The organism is Vibrio sp., assembly GCF_047973365.1.
Lineage (GTDB): Bacteria > Pseudomonadota > Gammaproteobacteria > Enterobacterales > Vibrionaceae > Vibrio.
The window spans coordinates 73,613-94,936 of sequence record NZ_JBKEBW010000090.1; the positions used below are offsets into that span (position 1 = coordinate 73,613).

A 21,324-nucleotide genomic window follows, 5' to 3' on the forward strand; every position below is an offset into this window, starting at 1 on the left:
CTTTGTGAACCCATTCGTCTTTACTTTCAGCATTATTTTTAGCGGTTTTGTGCTGGGATTGTTTTTCCAACGTTATCTTAAACAGCGTTCATCTTTTGTTAGTTTGGTTTTAACCAAAGTAGCGCTGATGGCATTGATTCCATTTAGTGTTTTTGTATCTTTATGGCAGCTAAGTAATATTCGCACCGAGTTATTGTATTTACCTTTTATAGGTGCAGGTGTGATTGCTGCGGGTGCTTTGGTGGGTGTTCTTGTAGCAAGAAAGAATAACTTAACTCAGGTACAAACTGGGGCGCTTGTGCCAGTGACTGCGCTTTATAACATTGGCGCGCTGGGTAACCTTGTGCTCTTTATTACCTTCGGTGAAAACGGTGTCGCTATGATGGCGCTGTTTAAATTGTTTGAAGAGTTAACCTATTTCGGGCTAGTGTTCCCGTACGCAAAATCCAAATCACAAGATGAAGCGCTCAAGTCCACACAAAACAAACAAGTGTGGAAAGACCCGATTTTCCTCATCGCCATTTGCGCGATCTCTGCTGGTTTGCTGCTCAATGTGGCGGGAATTGAACGTCCTGAATTTTTGCTTTCAGTGAGTCACTGGACAATCCCAGTGGGTACATTTTTGCTGATAGCTTCTGTAGGGCTAACCTTTAACCTAAAAGGTGGAAAGCGTTGGCAAAAAGTGGCATTGACGGCGACCATTGCACGTTCTGTTTGTGCGGTGCTGGTGGTTTTAGTCATGCTTTCACTGTTTAACCTTTGGCAGGTTGAAGGACAACTGGTTGCGAAGGTGTGTTTGGTTTTGGCAGTGATGCCCACTGCATTTATGGGCACCTTACCTGCCGTTCTTTATGATTTGGATAAAGAAGTGGCTAATACCAGTTGGATTACCAGTTACTTCGTGTCCATGGTGCTCACGCCAATCATGCTCGTTTTCCTCAGCACCTTGTAGTTTTCACTCAACGTTAACGTTTGATTGAGCACGCTATATCGCGTGCTCTGGGTTTTCTAATGCCAAATCACTGCCGCAAAATTTGGGGTTAATATCATGCAAAATCAGCAGCACACAAGAGACCACTACAGCGGCAAGCAATGTGGCACTCACCAGACCAAAGGCAATACTGGCAATTAGCGGAATTAGGAACTGTGCCTGAGTGCTGGTTTCAGTCAGCAAAGGGAGTAAACCTGCAAACGTGGTGAGTGACGTAATCAATATTGCTCGGAATCGATCGTGAATGGCCAACTTGCAGGCTTGGTGAAGTTCTTCACCTTCTGCGACTTTGTCTTTAATAAAAGTGACCAACAAAATATTGTCGTTAACCACAATACCCGCAAGGGTGGCAAAACCAACCAGACTCGGAATCGTCAAATCTATTCCCAATCCTAAGTGCCCCCATACGACGCCAATCCAAGCCATCGGAATGGCAAGCAAAACCGCGAAAGGCTGAACAAAACTTTTAAATAGAAATGCCAAAATCAAATAGACACCAATAATGCCCAGAGCAAAATAAGTGAGTAGTGATGAACCTGTGTTTGCACTCTCTTTATCTTGTCCCTGAGAAGCAAAACTGACTTCTGGGTATTTCTGCGCCATTTTAGGTACAAAGTCTTTATAAAACTGCAGCATGATTTCACGTGCATTGGCGACTTGGGTGTTGATATTGCCTTGAATTGTGGCCGTTGGAATACCGTTAACTAAGTTAAGACGAGAGAAGGCTTTAGACTGAGTTAAATCAGCGACAACCATCAACGGGATCAGCTTGCCATTATTGGCGGTAATAAGCAGATCATTCAGTTCTGCTATGGTTGCTTGATGAAGAAAATCACTTTGACGAACCCGTATATCAACGATTTCTCCGTCTTGGAACACCGTAAGGTCATTGTTACCTTTCACGGCATTTCTCAATGTTTGGGCGACTTGCGCGGCTGTCACGCCGAGTACTCCCGCTTGGTCTTTGAGTGCGACTTGGATGTCATCGCGCCCATATCGCAAATCGGAAGAAAGATTGAAAACACCGTCGAACTGTTTGAGCCATTTCATCAAAGCTAAGTTCACCGCATAGAGTTCTTGTGGGTCGTTGCCCTGAACTCGGATATCAATACCGATACCGGCAACGCCACGTTCTTTGTCTGTAAACTTGAGTGCGATGACATCTGCGGTTGGACCAACTTTGCTTTTCCAACTTTGAATAAGGCCTTTGATGCTTTCTTGACGAAACTGAGCGGGAAGCAAGTCAGCACTTACAGTAGCCATATGCGGACCAGAATCAAAGGCATCAATATTGGTGTTATACATAACGGTAATACTGTTGACTAATGGCTCACCAAACTTCTCTTGATATTCTTCATCTATCTCTTTTAACGCGTTTTCGACTTTGTTCACTACAGTTTCTGTTTGTGACAACAAACTGCCTTGGTCGAGCAGTATTCGAGCTTGTAGAGTATCGCTTTCAAGGGTTGGCATTGCTTTGAATTTAAGTAACCCAGCAGGGAAAGTGGCTGTGGTTGCAGCAACCACAAAGATTAAAATACCAATGCTAAGGTATGGCGCCCGCATTGCCATGACAGATAAGGGCACAAAGCCTTTGTCGCGTACATACTCAAATCCGGCAGTAATTTTACTGCGTATGGTATTGCTGTTAGAGATATCAGGATGATGCGCCAGATGAGAAGGCAATATAAACATGGCTTCGAATAGGCTCACGATGAGCGTCATCATTAACACAATCGGAATATAACGGAGTATGTCACCCAGGTTTCCAGTTAAAAACATCAACGGGCCAACGACCATGATGGTGGTTGCAAAGGATGCAATTACCCCCGGCAGCACTTGTTTGGTACCTTCTATTGCAGCTTGAATCGCAGGAAGCCCTGCTTCACGTTTTGCCGCGATGTTTTCAGCAATGATCAATGAGTCATCCATCAGGATACCGATAGCGACAATTAGCCCAACCATGGTCATCATGTTAATGGTGTATCCGAGAATGAGCATGATAAACAGTGTGCCGAGAAAAGAGACGGGAAGACCGACTGTTACCCAGAAGCTAAAGCGGATATTGAAGAATGCCCATAACGCTAAGAATGCAAGGATCAAACCTTGCACGCCGTTGCTGCCTAGAATACGCAAACGTTCTTTAATATTGACGCTCACATCTTGTGTAATGGTGAGTTTAACACCTTGTGGAGCCAACGCGCGTTCTTTGTCGATAAGACGCTCAACAACTTCACGCACTTTAAGCGTATCCTGATTTTGGTTCTTTGAGATTTGCAGTAACGCCGCTCTTTGTCCGTTAAACAGAATCTTATCTTCTTCAAGGGCAAACTTTTGCTCTATGGTTGCGATGTCTTTTAAACGTAGTTGAGTGGTGCTGTTGATCATCAAAGCACCGATGTCGTCGACATGTTTAGCAAGCTGGTCAAAACGAATGCTTGATTCAGACAGATCACTTCTCATTGTGCCTGCTGGAATGCTGATGTTCTCTTGTTGGATTCGGTTTGCCAAATCAGAGATGCTCAAGTCGTATTGCTGTAAGGTTTCACTCGCAATGGAGACTTCAATTTCCTGCGCCGAAAATCCACTGATAGTCACTTGTGCGATATCTGGGTTCGCTTTCAAGTTCTGCTTAATCTTGTTTGCGTACCAGTAGAGATCTTGATCAGACATAGGGCCGGTAATCGCGATGCTAACGACGGAGGCTACACGGTCGAGTTTAGTCACGGTTGGGCGCTCTGCGCGATCAGGAAAATCACTAATGGCATTGACCTGTTGTTGAACTTCGCTGGTGAGAACATCAATGTTCTCGTTGCGGTTGATTTCCACATTGCCAATGGCGACGTTTTCTCGTGCATCACAAGTGAACTCATAAATTCCATCTAGCTTGTCCATTGCGTCCTGAAGAGGAATACAAACCTCATCCGCCACCTCTTTGGGGGAGGCTCCCGGATAGCTGACCTTCACTTCAATATTGGTGGTTGGCGCTAAAGGAAACGTATCTTTTTGCATTTTAGGCAGGGCATATATCCCCAGTAGCAAAATCGCAATCATCAACACGTTGGCCGCCGTTTTGTGCTGAGCAAAGTAGGCGATCATAATTCATCTCCCTTTGCTTGCTGGCTGACCCATTGAACCATGGCTTTATCGGGCTGTGGTTTCAATGTCATTCCTTCTACAGCAGGCTGCAATTGACTTACAACCACGGTGTCTCCTTCACTGACACCGGATTTCAGAATTGCAATTTGACCTTGAGTAAAATCCACTTCTATTGGTTGAATGACAAGTTTGTTGTCTTTCACAACATAAACATTGCCGTTATGTAGAGAATTGATAGGAACGATGAGCTGATTTTCAAGTTGTGGTGCCTTTAGCGTGACTTTGACAAAAGTATCGCGAATCAAAGGTGGCTTTTTGCCCGGTTGCGCTTGTTGATAGGGTTCGTCTACACGAACAATCAACGTTTGGCTTTGTGTTTGTGGGTCTATCGTGCCGCCGCTTCGGTCTACCATTCCTTGCCAGTGAATCTGCTTTTCACCAGTGGTGAGAGTGACGGTGGCTTGCAAATCACTGTGAAGTGCATTGTCGAAGCTCTGTACCTGAGTCGCGCGACGTAATGGTCTCATCTTACCAATCGAATACTGGGCAAGCACTTCGACCGCTGCCATTCCATCTGACTGGAGTAGGGCTTGTCCTTTGTTTACATATTCTTCGACATCAATGTTGGTTGCGGTGATGCGAATATCGTAAGGCGCTTTAACTTCAGTATGGCTAAGGTCACGCCGAGCAATTTCCAGCTCAGCATTTAATACTTGTTGTTCAGCAATCGTAATCGCTTGTTCATTTTTCAGGTTTTGCAGCAACTGTTGTTTGCTAAGTAGATCCCGTTTGGCTTTGTCTTTTTCAGTCTGAGAAAGATGACCGGTTTTGGCTAAGCGTTCGCTACGTTCATACTCTTCTTTTTGCAGCTTGTAATCTTGCTCAGCAATCGAATAGCTTACGCCTATAGTCTGATACTTGAGTTTAGAGACATCTAACTCGGCATTGAGTTTAGTAATGGCGAGTTGATAAGCGGAGTCGTCAAGCTTTAGTAACGATTCTCCCTTGGCAATGAAGGCACCATTTTTAAAGTTATCTGACACCCAGATCACCCGACCTTCAACTTCTGCCTGAGCTTGCCACTCTTGAGCTGGTTGGGTATAGCCGTATCCAACGGCGCTAGGTTGAATGGCGAGCGGTTTGACCTTCATCACCCGTACAACTTTAGATCCACCCGCTTGTTCGGTTTTTGGTGGTTCGGCTTTCATACTGGGTGCGACAAACAGAACAATACCGCCCAACACGAGTGGCGGAACAATAAGTAATCGTTGAATCCAACTGTAGTTAGCCATGGTCACTATCCCTAAATCTTATGTAAGTAAAAGCTAATTTAAAAGTGGAGGAATAAATTGGCGATTGCTCCCAATTCATTGTATATCGTTAATTTAGCTTTAACTTAAATAAAAAATCCGGCGCTAGGCACCGGATTTGAGTAAAGTTAAGTAAACAATCGTCAGCAATAACTTACGCTTACGACTCTTTATCTTTGGTCAGTGACAGTATGCCAATGGAAATGGCAGCAATGCCAACAAATCCACCGAGGATAATGACTGGCATTGCGCTGTAACCAAGGACATGCCAGATAATGGATTCAAGTGTACTCATTTCTCTGCTCCTTGTTATTGCCAGCCTTCTACGCCGTGCATATCTGGTAGGTTGTGTGCGATACCTTTGTGGCAGTCAACACAGGTTTTCTCACCAGACGCTAGGGCAGTAGAGTGTTGTTGAACACTACGTTCACCTTGCTCTGAGAAATCCATAAATTCAAATTGGTGACAGTTACGACATTCAAGCGAGTCGTTCTTTTTCATCCTCGCCCATTCACGCTCTGCTAAGTGCGCGCGGCGCTCTTTGAATTTTTCTGGAGTATCGATAGTTTTCAGTACGTAATGTGCAAACAGCTCTTTAGATGCCTGAACTTTACGAACGATTTTATCTGTCCATTCGTGTGGGACGTGACAGTCAGAACAAATTGCACGCACGCCTGAACGGTTAGAGTAGTGAACCGTTTCTTGGATTTCTGCCACGATAGGAGCGTGACAACCAGAACAGAACTCTTCTGTGTTGGTCATCTCCATACCCGTGTTAAATGCGCCCCAGAATAGCAAGCCACCGGCAAACCCCAAGAATAAGACAACGCCAGCAGCAGCTTTACTTGGCCTTGTTAACTTACTCCAAAACGCTTTAAGTAGTTTCATAAATCGCCTCTTATTGTGTGGTTTGCCTAGCGAAGTGATTCGACACGTTTAAAGTCATTTTCAACCAAAGGTTGAGCGTCCGCTTGAGGAACGTGACATTGCAAACAGAAATAACGTCGAGGTGATACATCAGCAAGCACGGCATCTTCACGATTTAAGAAGTGTGTTACGCTAATTTTTGTTGCCGCCATGTCTTTGGCGTTTTTCCAACTGTGACAAGACAAACACTTATTCGCATCTTTAGTGACTTCGTAGTTACGAATTGAGTGTGGAATCAAAGGTGGTTGATAAACGTAATCTGTCTCTAAAGATTGTTCGCGAGGAATTTTCTTCATTTCATCTGCGTTTCGCGTTTCTTCAAGAAGGCTAGAACCACGTAATGATTCTAAACCACCCGTGCCGCCAAGAAGATCCAACTCAGCTTGCGCAAAGACGGCTCCCGATAAAACAGCACCAACTGATAACAGTGCAACCAGTAATTTTTTCATATTACATTCTCCGCCTAATGGCTAAATTCTTTAATGAGGCTGCCCGAGGGATCAATTGGGGCAGCCTTTACATGCATTTTATACTTATGCCACTTTCGTGATTTTAACTGGACATTTCTTGAAGTCCGTTTGTTTTGAAAGCGGGTCGGTAGCATCTAGGATCAATTTGTTGATCAGAATGCGAGCATCAAAGAATGGCACGAATACCAAGCCTTTTGGCGGCTTGTTACGACCACGGGTTTCTACACGCGCTCTAACTTCACCGCGTTTGTTAGCAATAACCACCTCATCACCACGGCGTAGACCTCGTGCGACAGCATCTTCATGATGCATGAAACACACAGCATCAGGGAAGGCTTTGTAGAGTTCAGGTACACGGCGAGTCATGCTACCTGTGTGCCAATGTTCAAGAACACGACCAGTACATAGCCACAAATCGTATTCTGCATCTGGCATTTCCGGTGGCGCTTCATATGGAGCTGAGATAATCCAAGCTTTACCGTCTGGTTTACCGTAGAAGTCCCAGCCAGAGCCTTTCTTCGCATATGGATCTGAACCTTCTTTAAAGCGCCATTGGGTTTCTTTACCATTCACAAACGGCCAACGTAGACCTCGAGTTTGATGGTACATTTCAAATGGTGCTAAGTCATGCCCGTGCCCTCGGCCGAAAGTGGCATATTCTTCAAAGAGCCCTTTTTGTACGTAGAAGCCAAAGTGGTGGGCATCGTCGTTCAACTCGCGAGCTTCAGTTACTGGGAATTTGTCGATTTGACCATTTTTGAACAGTACGTCAAACATGGTTTTACCACGGTATTCAGGCATTTTCGCTAGTAGTTCTTCTGGCCAAACTTCTTCCATCTTGAAGCGTTTAGAAAATTCCATCACTTGCCATAAGTCAGATTTCGCTTCGCCAACTGTACCTACTTGTTGGTACCAAGATTGAGTACGACGCTCTGCGTTACCGTAAGCACCTTCTTTCTCTACCCACATTGCTGTTGGAAGAATCAAGTCAGCCGCTTGCGCTGTTACTGTTGGGTATGGGTCAGAAACTACGATGAAGTTTTCGGGGTTACGGTAACCCGGTAAACGTTCACCGTTGATGTTTGGACCGGCTTGCATGTTGTTGTTACATTGAACCCAGTAGCAGTTCAGTACTCCGTCATTGAGCATACGGTCTTGAAGAACTGCGTGGAAACCAGGTTTTGGCGGAATGGTGCCTTCAGGTAGTTTCCAAACTTTCTCGGCAATTTCACGGTGTTTAGGGTTTGCAACCACCATGTCTGCAGGCAGACGGTGAGCAAAGGTACCCACTTCACGTGCAGTACCACAAGCCGATGGCTGACCTGTTAGTGAAAATGGACTGTTGCCCGGAGTGGAAATTTTACCGGTGAGCAAGTGTAAGTTATACACAAGGCTTTGCATCCATACACCGCGGGTATGTTGGTTCATCCCCATAGTCCAAAGCGACATTACCTTGGTATTTGGATCTGCGTACTGTTTGGCAAGTGTGATCAGTTTCTCTTCGCTCACGCCTGACAGTTCAGCCGCTTTCGCTGCCGTATATGGCGCGACTGATTTTTTGTACTCTTCAAAAGAGATGCTGCTCATTGCACCATCATTGGCATTTTTTGCTTTTTTCTGTAGCGGGTGCTCATCACGCAGACCGTAGCCGATATCAGTCACAGCTTGCTTGAAATGGGTGTGTTTGTTAACAAAATCCCAGTTTACTGCATCATTCTGAATGATGTAGTTAGCGATAAAGTTGGCGATTGCTAGGTCAGATTGTGGGTGGAAAATGTAACCGTGATCAGCCAGCTCAAATGAACGGTGGTAATAAGTAGACAGTACGTTTACTTTAACGTGCTGTTGACTTAAACGGCGGTCAGTCAGACGGCTCCAAAGAATAGGGTGCATTTCGGCCATGTTCGAACCCCAAAGCACGAATGAATCCGCATATTCTAAGTCATCATAACAACCCATTGGCTCATCAATACCAAATGTACGCATGAACCCCACTACTGCTGATGCCATACAGTGACGGGCGTTCGGGTCGATATTATTTGAGCGGAAGCCAGCTTTCATCATTTTGGATGCAGCGTAACCTTCCATAATGGTCCATTGACCAGAACCAAACATACCGATACTCGTCGGGCCTTTCTTAGCAAGAGACGCTTTCCACTTCTCCGCCATAATATCAAAGGCTTGGTCCCAAGAAATGGCTGTGAAATCGCCATCTTTTGCGTATTCGCCATTGCGCATACGAAGAAGAGGCTGAGTAAGACGGTCTTTGCCGTACATGATTTTCGAAAGGAAATAGCCTTTGATGCAGTTCAGACCTTTGTTGACGGGTGCTTCAGGGTCACCTTGAGTCGCCACAATACGACCATTTTGTGTACCGATTAAAACTGAGCAGCCAGTACCACAGAAACGACAAGGCGCTTTGTCCCAGGTAATTTTGGTTTGATCAGTGCTAGCAATCAGATTGGCAGCCGAAGCTGGTAATGTCACACCCGCGATGGCTGCAGCTGATGCTGCCGCGTTTGCTTTCACAAACGCTCGTCTCGTCATTTTCATACTTCATCCTCTGTTTGGGATTGTTGAATTCCAGTGTCTTCGCCCAACTGCTCTAAACCGGTTTCGATTTGGTGATAAACCAAAACAGCGCTGAGCACGTTAGGTAAATTGTTGATGGCATCAATCGTGTCGGTAATAAAACCTTGATTCTCAGTTTCGAGAACCACCACAATTTTGCCTTCAGGGCTAGAACCAAAGACTTCTGCATTGTCGAATTCTTCGATCTGAGCCGTTATTGATTCGACGTGCTGCGGGAGCACATGAACCACCAAACTTGAAATGTGCACTTCATTCAGTGACATACATTACTCTCATTCTTATATTGTATTGCTCACATGGATAGATGCTGTTGGGCACACTGAAACACATGCACCGCAACCACTGCAGTCATCAATATTGATAACTGGTTGTGCAACTCTATTAAGTTGCAACTTAAACTGAATCGCCATTGTGTCGCATATTTCGCCACAGCTACGACATTCAACATTCTGATAAGCCAAACAATTTTTTTTGATATCAGCTTTAATTTGCCAAGGTGAACTGGACTGTGGCAGGAAAATCGGTTCCGGACAAACATCGGCACATTGATAGCAAAAGGTGCATTCGCCTCGGCTAAAATCGACGGTTGGAAAACCGCCATCACCGTTGATGATGACGCTGGTTTCGCAAACCGAGACGCATTTGCCGCAACGTGTACATTCGTCGGTAAAAGTACCTGCAGATTTAACCCAAGGCATTATTATTGCTGAGTCTTCAACAGTTTTACGTAAGAACAATCGACGTCTGGCTAAATCGACCACTACAATCACCTTATTATTCGTAAGCGATAGATAAATTGTAGCTCATGCCTTTTAAGCCACAGACCGTTTTTAAACCACAGACCGCTGTTAAGCCACAGACTGTTGTTAACTCACAGGCTATTGTTAAGCCACAATTTCCACTTATCCATATGAAAATTGTAGTTTTCAGGCTATTTTCTTAAATACCCATAAGGGGGTAATTGGGGGTATCCGTTGTTTTAGATCAATTATTTTCAGCGAGAGTGATCACATATTGTTATGTGTTTGGCTGTGATTCAGAATTTAACAAAGATGACAAGCATCGAAATGAAGGAAATGCACCAGATTGGCTAAGAAAGTTGAAAGATCACTGATTGGCACCATCGCCAAAGCAATGTTCTGCATTATTATGTTGTCCTTTGCAACAATTGGCTTTGCTATCATAACGTTAGCTTCATCTCTCAATGATGCTGAAGCGGTTAACGTATCGGGCTCCATGCGTATGCAGAGTTACCGTTTAGCTCATGATATTCAAAGTTCCTCGATGGATTATACCAGCCATATAGAAAGTTTCGAACGCTCACTGTTTTCACCGTCGATGCAAGCGTTAAGACAATGGACAGTGCCCGCTGACATTCAGCAAGATTACCACGATATCACCACCCGTTGGCTTCAGCTTAAAGATTTATTGAAAAGTGACCAACGTGCTGAATATTTAGAACTTGTTGCTGGTTTCGTACATCAAATCGATGTGTTTGTTTACAAGTTACAGCAGTTTTCAGAAGGTAAATTAATTAAGCTTGCTTGGGTGGGGGGCTTAGGTCTTGGAGGTGTATTTTTGGTTTCGGCATTGGTCATCATCTATATCCATAGAGAAGTTGTTGGCCCGCTGCGAAACTTGGTTATTGCAAGCGAGCAGGTGCAAAACCGCTCTTTTAATGTGCAACTGAAAGTCACCAGTCGTAGTGAGATGGCGATATTGACTCGCACCTTCAACGATATGGCCAATGAGCTAGGAAAGCTGTATCACGGCCTTGAAAATGCAGTAAATGAGAAAACCCATAAGCTTCAGCATGCCAATCAATCACTGCAGGTGTTGTATGAATCATCTCAACAGCTCACGGCTTCACGTATTAGCCAAGAGAACTTTCAGGCTTTGCTGAAACAAATCGTTAGTGTTGAAGGTATTGAAGCTGTTCGCTTGGAAATAGATGAAGAAGCGGGTAAAGATATTGTGTTAACAGAGGGTTATTGCGATAAGGATTGCAATAACGACTGCCATGAACAGCCATTGATGGTCGATGGACAACCGCTTGGTAGATTGTACTGGCGTGCGAAGCTACCTTGTCCAGATAAAGCGCTGATTGATAGTTTTGTGCAGATGTTGGCGCGCGCGGTGTATTTTAACAAAGCGCAAAAGCAGGCAGAACAACTGCTGTTAATGGAAGAACGCGCCACGATTGCGCGAGAGTTGCATGATTCTTTAGCTCAATCGCTTTCTTACTTAAAGATTCAGGTCTCTTTACTTAAGCGGTCGATGAACAAACTTGAACAGTCACCGCAAAGTGGCAAGACAGAAGAAATCATCAAAGATATCGATAATGGATTATCAGGTGCCTATACTCAATTAAGAGAGTTACTGACCACGTTCCGATTAACCATCAAAGAAGGCAGTTTTGGCCGTGCTTTGCTAGAGATGCTCAACCAGTTAAAAGAGCACACTAGTGCGACGATTGAGCTTACGAATAACCTTTCGTCGTTGGATTTGGATGCGCACCAACAGGTACATTTGATGCAGTTGATCCGAGAAGCCGTAATCAATGCGATTAAACATGCCGATGCAGCGAAAATTGGTGTTGAGTGTAAAGAAGTTAGTGACGATATCATTGTTATTGTGGAAGACGATGGTGTCGGCTTTGACAAACAGGATGCAAAACTCAACCACTATGGTTTAAGCATAATGCAGGAGCGCGCAGCCCGCTTACACGGAGAATTGACAGTGGATTCTGCTGCCAATTCTGGTTGCAGAATAACTTTAAAATTTAAACAGTCTAAGGACATTAACGTTGACGAAGATTAAAGTAATGTTGGTCGATGACCACCCGCTAATTCGTAGAGGCATTAATCAATTACTAAGCCTAGAAGATGAATTTGATGTCATTGCTGAAGCGAGCAACGGTACTGAAGCTGTGGCTTTAGCACACGCGGAAGAACCGGATTTAATTCTGCTCGATTTAAATATGAAAGGCATGTCTGGTTTAGATACTCTGCAAGCTTTGCGTACCGATGGATGCAGTTCAACCATCGTTATTCTTACCGTCTCAGATAGTGCGGCAGATATTGAAGCGTTAGTGAAAGCTGGAGCAGATGGTTATCTGTTAAAAGATACCGAGCCGGATGAATTGGTTGAACTTCTAAAGCAAGCCGCCTTAGGTGAAAAGGTATACAGCAGCGTGGTGGCTAAATATCTTCGTGAACGTAAACACTACTCTGATGTATTTGATTCTTTAACCGAACGTGAATCGCAGATACTTGGGGAAGTTGCCAAGGGGTATCGTAACAAACAGATTGCCGATAACCTTTTTATCTCTGAAGCGACAGTGAAAGTGCACATGAAGAGCCTGCTGAAGAAGCTGGCTGTACCTTCACGTACTGCTGCGACAGTGCTTTATCTCGAACGCTATGGTGAATTGAGATAGCAAAAGAGAATTAAGATAAAAATGAAGGCGAATCGATACAACGATGTATTTCAACCATATTTCTTGCCGCATAATTTAATAGATTATCCCTATTGAATTAATGGTTATTTGCGATTTTCTTTTAATCCAATCTGCCCATATTATCTTGGTAACGAAAAGACAAACTTACTAAAAGAGATAAAAGGGTGGTTGTATGAATTTATTAGTCGCAAACATTAGCTCGCTTATTGGTCAACACCTTGGGCAACAGAGTAAAAGCGTAAAGGTAAAGAACAAAGGCTCAGTCTCGTTGATAAACGATTATATTCAAAGCCAGAAAAAAGTGACCTGGATGCTAAATGCCTGGTAGCTCAGCGATAAAAAACGGATAAAAAAGAGCCGCCTTATAGGCGGCTTTTGCTATTTAGTCCAAATTACAACTAATGAGATAGAGTATTTATTTACTCGTAGCTGTCAATACTCGGGCAAGAACAGATCAGATTACGGTCACCATACACGTTATCGACGCGGTTTACTGTTGGCCAGTATTTCGAGTCCTTTGTTTGCTTGCTTGGGAAGCACGCGATCTCACGTGAATATGGGTGATCCCAATCGGTGCTTGATAGGTCGACTTGGGTGTGTGGAGCATTGACCAATGGGTTATTTGCCAATGGCCAAGTACCAGCGTGTACTTGGTTGATCTCTTCACGAATGGCGATCATTGCATCACAGAAACGGTCTAGCTCGGCTAAATCTTCAGATTCCGTTGGCTCAACCATCAAAGTGCCAGCGACAGGGAATGACATTGTTGGCGCATGGAAACCGTAGTCCATTAAACGCTTCGCGATATCTTCTTCACTGATACTTGTTTCTTCTTTAAGCGGACGAATATCGATAATACATTCATGCGCGACACGACCGTTTGTACCTCGGTAAAGAACAGGGTAGTGAGGGCGCAGACGTTCCATTACATAGTTTGCGTTTAGAATCGCTACCTTGGTGGCTTCTGTTAAGCCTTCTGTACCCATCATTGCAATGTATGCCCATGAGATAGGAAGAATAGAAGCGCTACCGATATCTGCGGCTGAAACCGCGTAATCTGCACCGTCAACGCCACCTTCGATATGACCTGGCAAGAATGGAGCTAAGTGAGACTTAACACCAATCGGTCCCATACCTGGACCACCACCGCCATGTGGAATACAGAATGTTTTATGCAGGTTCAAGTGCGATACGTCAGACCCAATGAAGCCTGGTGAAGTTAAACCCACTTGAGCGTTCATATTTGCACCATCGAGATAAACCTGACCACCCGCTGCATGTACCATGTCGCAAACTTCACGCACTTGCTCTTCATAAACACCGTGTGTAGAAGGGTAAGTGATCATAATGCATGCCAGATTGTCTTGATGCTTCTCAATCTTGTCTGCAAGATCGACTAGGTCGATGTTTCCGTTTTCATCACATTTAACTACGACAACTTTTAAAGAAACCATTGCAGCGCTTGCTGGGTTAGTACCGTGCGCTGAGCTTGGGATCAAACATACGTTACGATGACCATCTCCACGGCTTTGGTGGTAACGTTGGATCGCTAGTAATCCCGCATATTCACCAGAAGCGCCTGAGTTTGGTTGCAGAGAAAAGGCATCGTAGCCTGTGATTTCACATAGCTTTTCTTTTAGATCATTAGCTAAAGCTGTGTAACCGGCTGCTTGCACTTTTGGTGCGAATGGGTGAAGCGCACCAAACTCTGGCCAAGTGATAGGAATCATCTCAGCCGCAGCATTCAGTTTCATGGTACAACTGCCTAGCGGAATCATGCCATGGGTCAGCGAGAAATCTTTATTTTCAAGTTTCTTCAAATAACGCATCATCTGAGTTTCACTGTGATAGGTGTTAAACACCGAGTGAGTCAGATACTGAGAAGCTCGACGACAATTGTCTGGAATGGCTGCAAATTCATTGCTAGCGATACTGTTTGAAATTGCAGTGATATCTTCTTTTACGTCGAAGATGATGAACAGAGCGTTAATATCGGCTAGCGTTGCTGTTTCGTCTAAGCTGATACCAAGTTGTGTTGGCAACTTGCGCAAGTTAATGTCAGCTTGTTGAGCTTTTTGATAGAGCGCTTCGGTATTACTTGCAGTGTTGATTGTAATGGTATCGAAGAAGCTGTTATGCGCTAACTCGTAACCCGATTTGGTTAAACCTGCAGCTAAAATTGCCGTTAGGTGATGAGTACGACGGGCAATCTTTAATAAGCCTTCTGCTCCATGGTATACCGCGTAGAAAGAGGCCATATTTGCTAACAAAGCCTGAGCAGTACAGATGTTCGATGTCGCTTTCTCGCGGCGAATATGTTGTTCACGAGTCTGCATTGCCATGCGAAGTGCCTGATTACCTTTGCTGTCAATCGATACACCGATGACACGGCCAGGCATAGTGCGCTTATAAGCTTCGCGAGTTGCCATAAATGCCGCGTGTGGACCGCCGTAACCCATTGGTACACCAAAGCGTTGAGCTGAGCCGATAACAACGTCAGCACCCATTTCACCAGCAGGTTTAAGTAATGTGCTTGCAAGTAGATCAGTAGCTACTGTGACCAATGTTTTGTTTGCGTGCGCTTTTTCGATGATATCGGTTAAATCACGAACTTCACCTGTTGTACTTGGGTATTGAAGTAGAGCACCGAATACATTCTGTTCAGACAGACAATCGATTGCGCCAATAATGACGTCAAAACCAAAGAACTCAGCGCGAGTTTTCACCACTTCGATAGTTTGTGGATGCACGTCATCTGCAACGAAGAATGCATTGCTTTTACTTTTACTCGCGCGTTGACATAGCGTCATCGCTTCTGCTGCTGCGGTAGCTTCGTCAAGTAGCGAAGCGTTCGCAATATCCATACCAGTGAGGTCCATTACCATTTGCTGGTAGTTCAACAATGACTCTAAGCGACCTTGCGATATTTCTGGTTGATACGGGGTGTATGCGGTGTACCAGCCTGGATTCTCCAGCACGTTGCGTAGGATTACGTTTGGTGTGAAAGTGTTGTAGTAACCCTGACCGATGAATGTTCTTTTAATCTGGTTTTGCTCTGCGAATACTCGCATTGCAGTCAGCATGTCTGCTTCACTTTTTGCCGGAGCAAGATTCATTGGAGATTCGAGACGAATGCTTGCAGGAACTGTCTCTGCGATAAGTGCGTTTAAGCTTTCTGCTTTAATGGTCTCAAGCATTTTTGCTTGATCGCTGAGACTAGGACCATTGTGTCGAGCAACAAATTCATTTTGTGTGCTTAGGCTATGAAGTAATTCAGTCATTTTCCCTTTACCTTCTAAAACCACGAGCCCACTCGCTGGCGTGGCTTTGAAAAAAAGCTGCCCAAAATGGACAGCTTTCCTGTTGTATTAATTAGTCTTCTTCGATCGAGCTCAGATACTCTTCGGCATCTTTAAGATTTTCAAGCTCTGCAGGATCAGACATTTTTACTTTAACAATCCAGCCACCTTCATAAGGTTCTTCGTTGATAAGTTCTGGGCTGTCTTGTAGTTCTTCGTTCACTTCAATAACGACACCTGAAACCGGTGCGTAGATGTCAGAAGCTGCTTTAACTGATTCAACAAGAGAAAAGCTGTCGCCAGCATCAATCTCAGTATCTGCTTCTGGTAGTTCAACGAAAACGACGTCACCCAACATTTCTTGTGCATGTTCAGAAATGCCGATAGTTACAGTGCCATCGCCGTTGTCACGAACCCATTCATGGCTTTCTGTAAACTTCAGTGTATTGTCCATTGCTATTTCTCCCAAAAAATATTCTAACTCTTGCTACCTGTTGAATGTGGCTTGTGAGGTAAGCGATTCAATCAGTTTAAGCATTATCCAATGTTTTGTTGTCGACAGACTTCCTAAATAGACCTAATCAACAACGATTTCAAATCTTAAATTGCAAATCTAGCTTTACTTTTGATATCTGAAACAAATAGCAAAAGTAAAGATAGGCATAGTCAACATAACTGTCATAACTAACAAACCAGTAACATACTCTTTGGTGTGACAACAATCAACGAAAAATTTCCTATAGGAAACATGGGTGTGGTTTTTGTTACCTAAAGCACGCTTTATTTAATTGTGTGCTCTTTAATGAAACAACACCTTTGTGCCACAATGATTTTTCAAAATACAGGAATGCTATTCATTAGAGGGAAAACATGTCAGAAGACATTTATGATGAGTACCCATCAATGATACTTGCCAAAGAAGCAAGTGAACAAAGTATCGAACCACTGAAGCTTGGGCAACGCATTAAAGATATTCGCACTAAGTTAGGGATAACATTAGAAGAGGCAAGTAATCGAACGGGTTTAGCTCGTTCTACTCTTAGTAAAATAGAAAATGAACAGATATCTCCGACTTTTCAGGCAATGCAAAAGTTGGCGCATGGTCTACAAATAGATATGCCTCAACTATTTGAGCCGCCTAAAAAAATTCTTGCTACAGGGCGAAGAGATATCACTAAAAACTCGTCCGGAAAACCACATCCTACTCAAACCTACGAACATGAATTGTTAGCCACACAGCTATCTAATAAAAAAATGATGCCATTTAAAAGTCGTGTCCGTGCGCGTGCTTTTGACGAGTATGGCGATTGGGTTCGTCACGATGGTGAAGAGTTTCTGCTTATCCTTGAAGGTGTGGTTATGTTCTACAGTGAGTTTTATGAACCTGTTCGCTTAGAAGAAGGGGATAGCGTTTATTACGATGCCAATATGGGACATATGTTAGTGTCACTGAGTGAAGAGGATGCTCATATTCTCTGGGTTACTTCAAAATAGAAAAGTTTCCTATAGTGAAGGCAAACGTTTGCATTTTGCTTTTATTTGAAGAAAAATACGCCGCATTGATGTTTAAAGACGCAATGCAGCTTTTTTATTGGTCATAGCTAATGTGATTGAGTTGTTAAGTTAGACTTTGGTCACTGTTTAAAACTTGTTAAACGGCTAAAACAGGCGCATTCTTGTTTATTATTGGAAACTTGGTTTCCACTTGATGGAACTTTTGCTTTTGAGATGGCTAACTCTGAAGATAAGAGCTTGGCAAAATGGAGAATAAAATGACTCAAGAACATGCGACTCAGGAACTGTTGGTAACACCTCTACACGTTTTGCACACCGAAGTCGGCGCAAAAATGGTTCCTTTTGCTGGTTACGATATGCCGGTTCAATATTCGCTAGGAGTAAAGAAAGAACACTTACATACCCGTCAAGCTGCGGGGTTGTTTGATGTTTCTCACATGGGGCAGCTTCGCCTGCATGGTGACGGTGCAGCACAAGCGCTAGAAACCTTAGTTCCTGTTGATATTGTTGATCTACCAGTAGGAAAGCAGCGTTATGCATTTTTTACTAATGATCAGGGCGGTATTTTAGACGATCTGATGGTTGCCAATTTGGGTGATCACCTATTCGTTGTTGTTAATGCCGCATGTAAATCTCAGGATATTGATCATCTGCATGCACACCTACCTTCCGGTGTAGAGCTGGAAATCATTGAAGATAGAGCGTTATTAGCACTTCAAGGCCCTAAAGCGGCTGAAGTACTTGCGCGTCTGCAACCTACTGTCGCTGATATGCTGTTTATGGATATTCAACAAGTCAGTATTGATGATATCGAATGCATTGTTAGCCGCAGTGGTTATACCGGTGAAGATGGCTACGAAATTTCTGTTCCGGCTGAAAAGGCACAAGCACTTGCTCGCAAATTAACTTCCTTTGAAGAAGTGGAATGGATCGGTCTAGGTGCTCGTGATTCGCTCCGTTTAGAGTGCGGTTTATGTCTATATGGTCACGATTTGGATACAACGACTACGCCGGTAGAAGCAAGTTTGTTGTGGGCAATTCAGCCGGTACGCCGCACTGGTGGCGCTCGTGAAGGTGGCTTCCCTGGTGCAGACATTATTCTTAACCAGCTCGCAACGAAAGACGTTGCTCGTAAGCGAGTGGGTTTAGTCGGTCAAACCAAAGCTCCTGTACGCGAAGGAACGGAACTTTTCGATGCTGAAGGGCAACAGATTGGCGTCGTTACTAGTGGTACTGCCGGTCCTACTGCTGATAAACCGGTGTCAATGGCGTACATCCGTTCTGATTTCTCTGCTATAGGCACAGAAGTATTTGCAGAAGTGCGAGGAAAAATGTTGCCAATGTTAGTCGAGAAAATGCCGTTTGTACCGCAAAGGTATTACCGTGGTTAGGTCAAATTCTGACCGCGGGGCACTGTTCATATTCGTTATGGCTATTTTTAGACGAAAATTTCATTAATAGCCTCATTTCCTCATCATTCTAATCTGTCGTTACTGTTCAGATGTCATCTGAGCCGTGACGACATTTTTTTCACATCACTTCAAACATAATTCCTTAACTTTTTTATTACTGAGATCTGCTTCGATAGTTTATTTGATTTGGCTTGTTTACATGGTGCTAACATGCGCGATCGCTAGATTCTATTGATGAGATTGACCGTATATAACTAATTATAAAGAGAATTATTATGAATCAATATAAGTCGATATTGGGACCTATTTATCCCTTAGCCGCTGCCTCCGTAGTGATGATCGCATTGTTCAGTATTTCACGATTAGGTCTATCTCTCTGGCAATTTGAACGAGTCTCTGATGCTCAAGGTTGGTGGAATGTATTTGCAAGTGGGTTGCGTGTAGACATAGCTTCGGTTTGTTATCTGTTTATTCTTCCTGCATTGCTTACCTCGTTTTTGTCAGGCGAACACCTTGCTGGTCGTATATGGAGCTGGATACTTCGGTTGTGGATTACGGGCGGTTTGTGGCTAATTGTTTATATGGAAGTGGCAACGCCGGCTTTTATCATTGAGTATGATTTACGTCCAAACCGACTTTTTATCGAGTATCTGATTTATCCAAAAGAGGTGTTCGGTATGCTTTGGTCAGGATATAAGCCTGAGCTGTTTATCGGCACGTTCGTGACGGTTTTTACTCTTTTTGTCGGCTGGAGATGGTCTGCACATCTTGTTAGTGGACTAAAAATCCCTCGTTGGTACTGGCGACCAGTTGTTGCGATAATTGCTGTAGCAGTTTGTGTATTGGGAGCTAGGTCAACGTTTAACCATCGTCCGCTTAACCCTGCGATGGTGGCATTTGCCGCTGATCCTTTGGTCAACGACTTGACGCTCAACTCATCGTATTCAGTGATGTTTGCAGCCAAGCAAATGGGATCAGAAGCCAGTGCATTTGCGTTTTATCCCCAAATGGATAAACAAAAAATTGTTGAACAGATTAGGCGTTCAATGAGTATTACTGCCGACTCATTTGTTGATACTGAGAAACCAACGCTTGCTAATCACACAGCTTCTTACACTGGACAAAACAAGAATATTGTAATTTTGCTGCTAGAGAGCCATGGTGCACGTTATGTTAAGAGTTTAGGCGGTATTGATGTTTCGCCAAATCTCGACAAACTGATCCAACAAGGTTGGGCATTCACCAGAATGTATGCGACAGGTACACGTTCTGTTCGTGGGATAGAAGCCGTAACTACAGGTTTCTCGCCTACGCCAGCCCGTTCAGTGGTTAAGTTAGGCAAAAGTCAGACAAACTTCTTTACTGTGGCGGATTTATTGCGTGCAAAACAGTATCACACTCAGTTTATATACGGTGGAGAAAGTCATTTTGATAATATGAAGAGCTTTTTCTTAGGCAATGGTTTTGTTGATATGCAAGATTTTCCAACCTTTGCTGCGCCCAAATTTGTCGGTTCATGGGGGGCATCTGATCAAGACTTATATACCAAAGCGGACGAACAGTTCACTATGATGAAACAAGCGAATCAGCCGTTTTTTAGCTTAGTATTTTCTTCTTCAAATCATAGCCCTTATGACTATCCTGACAATGTCATCGAACCCTATAACCAACCGAGTGCAACGGTAGAAAATGCAGTGAAATATGCTGACTTTGCGTTAGGGGAGTTTGTAGAAAAAGCCAGGAGATCTAAATATTGGGATAACACAGTGTTTGCTGTCATCGCTGATCATGATGCCCGAAGTTCAGGCTCATCACCGGTACCTATTGGTCATTTTAAAATTCCAGCGGTTATTTTTGGTGGCGGTATTGAACCTCAGCTTGATAATCGATTGGTAAGCCAAATAGACTTATTACCAACGCTACTATCTTTAGCAGGGATCAGCAGTCAAAACCCGATGATTGGGCATGACCTCACTAAAGAGGTAGCTGTTGAGAAGCAACGCGCAATGATGCAGCGTGGTAAAAACTTTGCTTGGATGACGGCGGATAATCAGGTGGTGGTTATTGAGCCTGAGAAGGATATAACCACTTATACTTATGATGCTGGCAAGGATTCATTGGTAGCAGCGCCTGTTAGTGAAGAGATCATTACAAAAGCGCATGCTAACGCGATGTGGGGCAACCTAGCATTTGACAGCAACTATTATACTGCTCAGGAAAGCTACACTGTGGGTCAATAAGCGGGGTTC

At 43.9% G+C, this 21,324-nt stretch carries 16 protein-coding genes; 6 read left to right on the forward strand and 10 right to left on the reverse strand.

Annotated elements, in window-relative coordinates; translation table 11 throughout:
* Window positions 1-4 precede the first annotated feature (4 nt).
* Window positions 5-952, forward strand: coding sequence for an AEC family transporter (locus ACK5MF_RS12200; RefSeq protein ID WP_416922584.1), 948 nt, complete (start codon window positions 5-7; stop codon window positions 950-952).
* Window positions 953-985: 33 nt separating this feature from the next.
* Here ACK5MF_RS12200 and ACK5MF_RS12205 read toward each other — a convergent pair whose 3' ends face one another.
* From ACK5MF_RS12205 to napF, 8 genes are all read right to left on the reverse strand, one after another.
* Window positions 986-4,090 carry an efflux RND transporter permease subunit gene (locus ACK5MF_RS12205; RefSeq protein ID WP_416922586.1) on the reverse strand — a complete coding sequence of 1,035 codons (3,105 nt, stop codon included), beginning with the start codon at window positions 4,088-4,090 and terminating at the stop codon, window positions 986-988.
* Window positions 4,087-5,382: an efflux RND transporter periplasmic adaptor subunit gene (locus ACK5MF_RS12210; RefSeq protein WP_416922588.1), complete on the reverse strand. Its 1,296-nt coding sequence runs from the start codon at window positions 5,380-5,382 to the stop codon at window positions 4,087-4,089. The genes ACK5MF_RS12205 and ACK5MF_RS12210 overlap by 4 nt, the downstream gene beginning before the upstream one ends.
* Before the next feature lie 178 nt (window positions 5,383-5,560).
* Window positions 5,561-5,695, reverse strand: coding sequence for a TIGR02808 family protein (locus ACK5MF_RS12215; RefSeq protein ID WP_416922590.1), 135 nt, complete (start codon window positions 5,693-5,695; stop codon window positions 5,561-5,563).
* Between the two features lie 14 nt (window positions 5,696-5,709).
* Entirely contained in the window at window positions 5,710-6,288 is a 579-nt protein-coding gene (locus ACK5MF_RS12220) for a NapC/NirT family cytochrome c (protein ID WP_416922592.1), read from the reverse strand.
* A 26-nt stretch (window positions 6,289-6,314) separates the two neighbouring features.
* The gene (locus tag ACK5MF_RS12225; RefSeq protein WP_416922594.1) at window positions 6,315-6,776 is read right to left on the reverse strand and encodes a nitrate reductase cytochrome c-type subunit; all 462 of its coding nucleotides are present in this window, start codon (window positions 6,774-6,776) and stop codon (window positions 6,315-6,317) included.
* 84 nt (window positions 6,777-6,860) lie between these two features.
* Window positions 6,861-9,350, reverse strand: a complete 2,490-nt coding sequence (gene napA, locus ACK5MF_RS12230; protein WP_416922596.1) for a periplasmic nitrate reductase subunit alpha — start codon at window positions 9,348-9,350, stop codon at window positions 6,861-6,863.
* Window positions 9,347-9,652: a chaperone NapD gene (locus ACK5MF_RS12235; RefSeq protein ID WP_416922598.1), complete on the reverse strand. Its 306-nt coding sequence runs from the start codon at window positions 9,650-9,652 to the stop codon at window positions 9,347-9,349. Before ACK5MF_RS12235 ends, napA begins: the two co-directional genes overlap by 4 nt.
* 15 nt (window positions 9,653-9,667) lie before the next feature.
* On the reverse strand, window positions 9,668-10,150 hold the full coding sequence (gene napF / locus ACK5MF_RS12240; RefSeq protein ID WP_416922600.1) for a ferredoxin-type protein NapF: 483 nt from the start codon (window positions 10,148-10,150) through the stop codon (window positions 9,668-9,670).
* 325 nt (window positions 10,151-10,475) lie between these two features.
* Between napF and narQ the strand changes: the two genes are divergently transcribed.
* A complete protein-coding gene (narQ, locus tag ACK5MF_RS12245) occupies window positions 10,476-12,209 on the forward strand; it encodes a nitrate/nitrite two-component system sensor histidine kinase NarQ (RefSeq protein WP_416922601.1) in 1,734 nt (577 codons plus the stop codon).
* On the forward strand, window positions 12,196-12,828 hold the full coding sequence (locus ACK5MF_RS12250; protein WP_416922603.1) for a response regulator: 633 nt from the start codon (window positions 12,196-12,198) through the stop codon (window positions 12,826-12,828). Before narQ ends, ACK5MF_RS12250 begins: the two co-directional genes overlap by 14 nt.
* A 440-nt stretch (window positions 12,829-13,268) precedes the next feature.
* Here ACK5MF_RS12250 and gcvP read toward each other — a convergent pair whose 3' ends face one another.
* Together gcvP and gcvH are read right to left on the reverse strand one after the other, a co-directional pair.
* Window positions 13,269-16,130 (reverse strand): aminomethyl-transferring glycine dehydrogenase, encoded by a 2,862-nt coding sequence (gcvP, locus tag ACK5MF_RS12255; protein WP_416922605.1) that lies wholly within the window; start codon window positions 16,128-16,130, stop codon window positions 13,269-13,271.
* 91 nt (window positions 16,131-16,221) lie between these two features.
* On the reverse strand, window positions 16,222-16,602 hold the full coding sequence (gene gcvH, locus ACK5MF_RS12260) for a glycine cleavage system protein GcvH (RefSeq protein ID WP_416922607.1): 381 nt from the start codon (window positions 16,600-16,602) through the stop codon (window positions 16,222-16,224).
* 416 nt (window positions 16,603-17,018) lie between these two features.
* On the opposite strand from gcvH, the gene ACK5MF_RS12265 reads away from it, so the two are divergent.
* From ACK5MF_RS12265 to ACK5MF_RS12275, 3 genes are all read left to right on the forward strand, one after another.
* Window positions 17,019-17,642: a helix-turn-helix domain-containing protein gene (locus ACK5MF_RS12265; RefSeq protein ID WP_416922609.1), complete on the forward strand. Its 624-nt coding sequence runs from the start codon at window positions 17,019-17,021 to the stop codon at window positions 17,640-17,642.
* A 278-nt stretch (window positions 17,643-17,920) separates the two neighbouring features.
* Window positions 17,921-19,054 carry a glycine cleavage system aminomethyltransferase GcvT gene (gene gcvT / locus ACK5MF_RS12270; RefSeq protein WP_416922610.1) on the forward strand — a complete coding sequence of 378 codons (1,134 nt, stop codon included), beginning with the start codon at window positions 17,921-17,923 and terminating at the stop codon, window positions 19,052-19,054.
* A gap of 296 nt (window positions 19,055-19,350) precedes the next feature.
* Window positions 19,351-21,315, forward strand: a complete 1,965-nt coding sequence (locus ACK5MF_RS12275) for an LTA synthase family protein (protein WP_416922612.1) — start codon at window positions 19,351-19,353, stop codon at window positions 21,313-21,315.
* Window positions 21,316-21,324: the final 9 nt, after the last annotated feature.

Excerpts from the sequence above, each read along its gene's own strand:
- ACK5MF_RS12220 (WP_416922592.1), bottom strand. The coding sequence starts at position 6,288 with ATGAAACTACTTAAAGCGTTTTGGAGTAAGTTAACAAGGCCAAGTAAA.
- ACK5MF_RS12235 (WP_416922598.1), bottom strand. The coding sequence starts at position 9,652 with ATGTCACTGAATGAAGTGCACATTTCAAGTTTGGTGGTTCATGTGCTC.
- napA (WP_416922596.1), bottom strand. The coding sequence starts at position 9,350 with ATGAAAATGACGAGACGAGCGTTTGTGAAAGCAAACGCGGCAGCATCA.
- ACK5MF_RS12210 (WP_416922588.1), bottom strand. The coding sequence starts at position 5,382 with ATGGCTAACTACAGTTGGATTCAACGATTACTTATTGTTCCGCCACTC.
- ACK5MF_RS12215 (WP_416922590.1), bottom strand. The coding sequence starts at position 5,695 with ATGAGTACACTTGAATCCATTATCTGGCATGTCCTTGGTTACAGCGCA.
- gcvH (WP_416922607.1), bottom strand. The coding sequence starts at position 16,602 with ATGGACAATACACTGAAGTTTACAGAAAGCCATGAATGGGTTCGTGAC.
- ACK5MF_RS12205 (WP_416922586.1), bottom strand. The coding sequence starts at position 4,090 with ATGATCGCCTACTTTGCTCAGCACAAAACGGCGGCCAACGTGTTGATG.
- ACK5MF_RS12275 (WP_416922612.1), top strand. The coding sequence starts at position 19,351 with ATGAATCAATATAAGTCGATATTGGGACCTATTTATCCCTTAGCCGCT.
- ACK5MF_RS12225 (WP_416922594.1), bottom strand. The coding sequence starts at position 6,776 with ATGAAAAAATTACTGGTTGCACTGTTATCAGTTGGTGCTGTTTTATCG.
- gcvP (WP_416922605.1), bottom strand. The coding sequence starts at position 16,130 with ATGACTGAATTACTTCATAGCCTAAGCACACAAAATGAATTTGTTGCT.
- gcvT (WP_416922610.1), top strand. The coding sequence starts at position 17,921 with ATGACTCAAGAACATGCGACTCAGGAACTGTTGGTAACACCTCTACAC.
- ACK5MF_RS12265 (WP_416922609.1), top strand. The coding sequence starts at position 17,019 with ATGTCAGAAGACATTTATGATGAGTACCCATCAATGATACTTGCCAAA.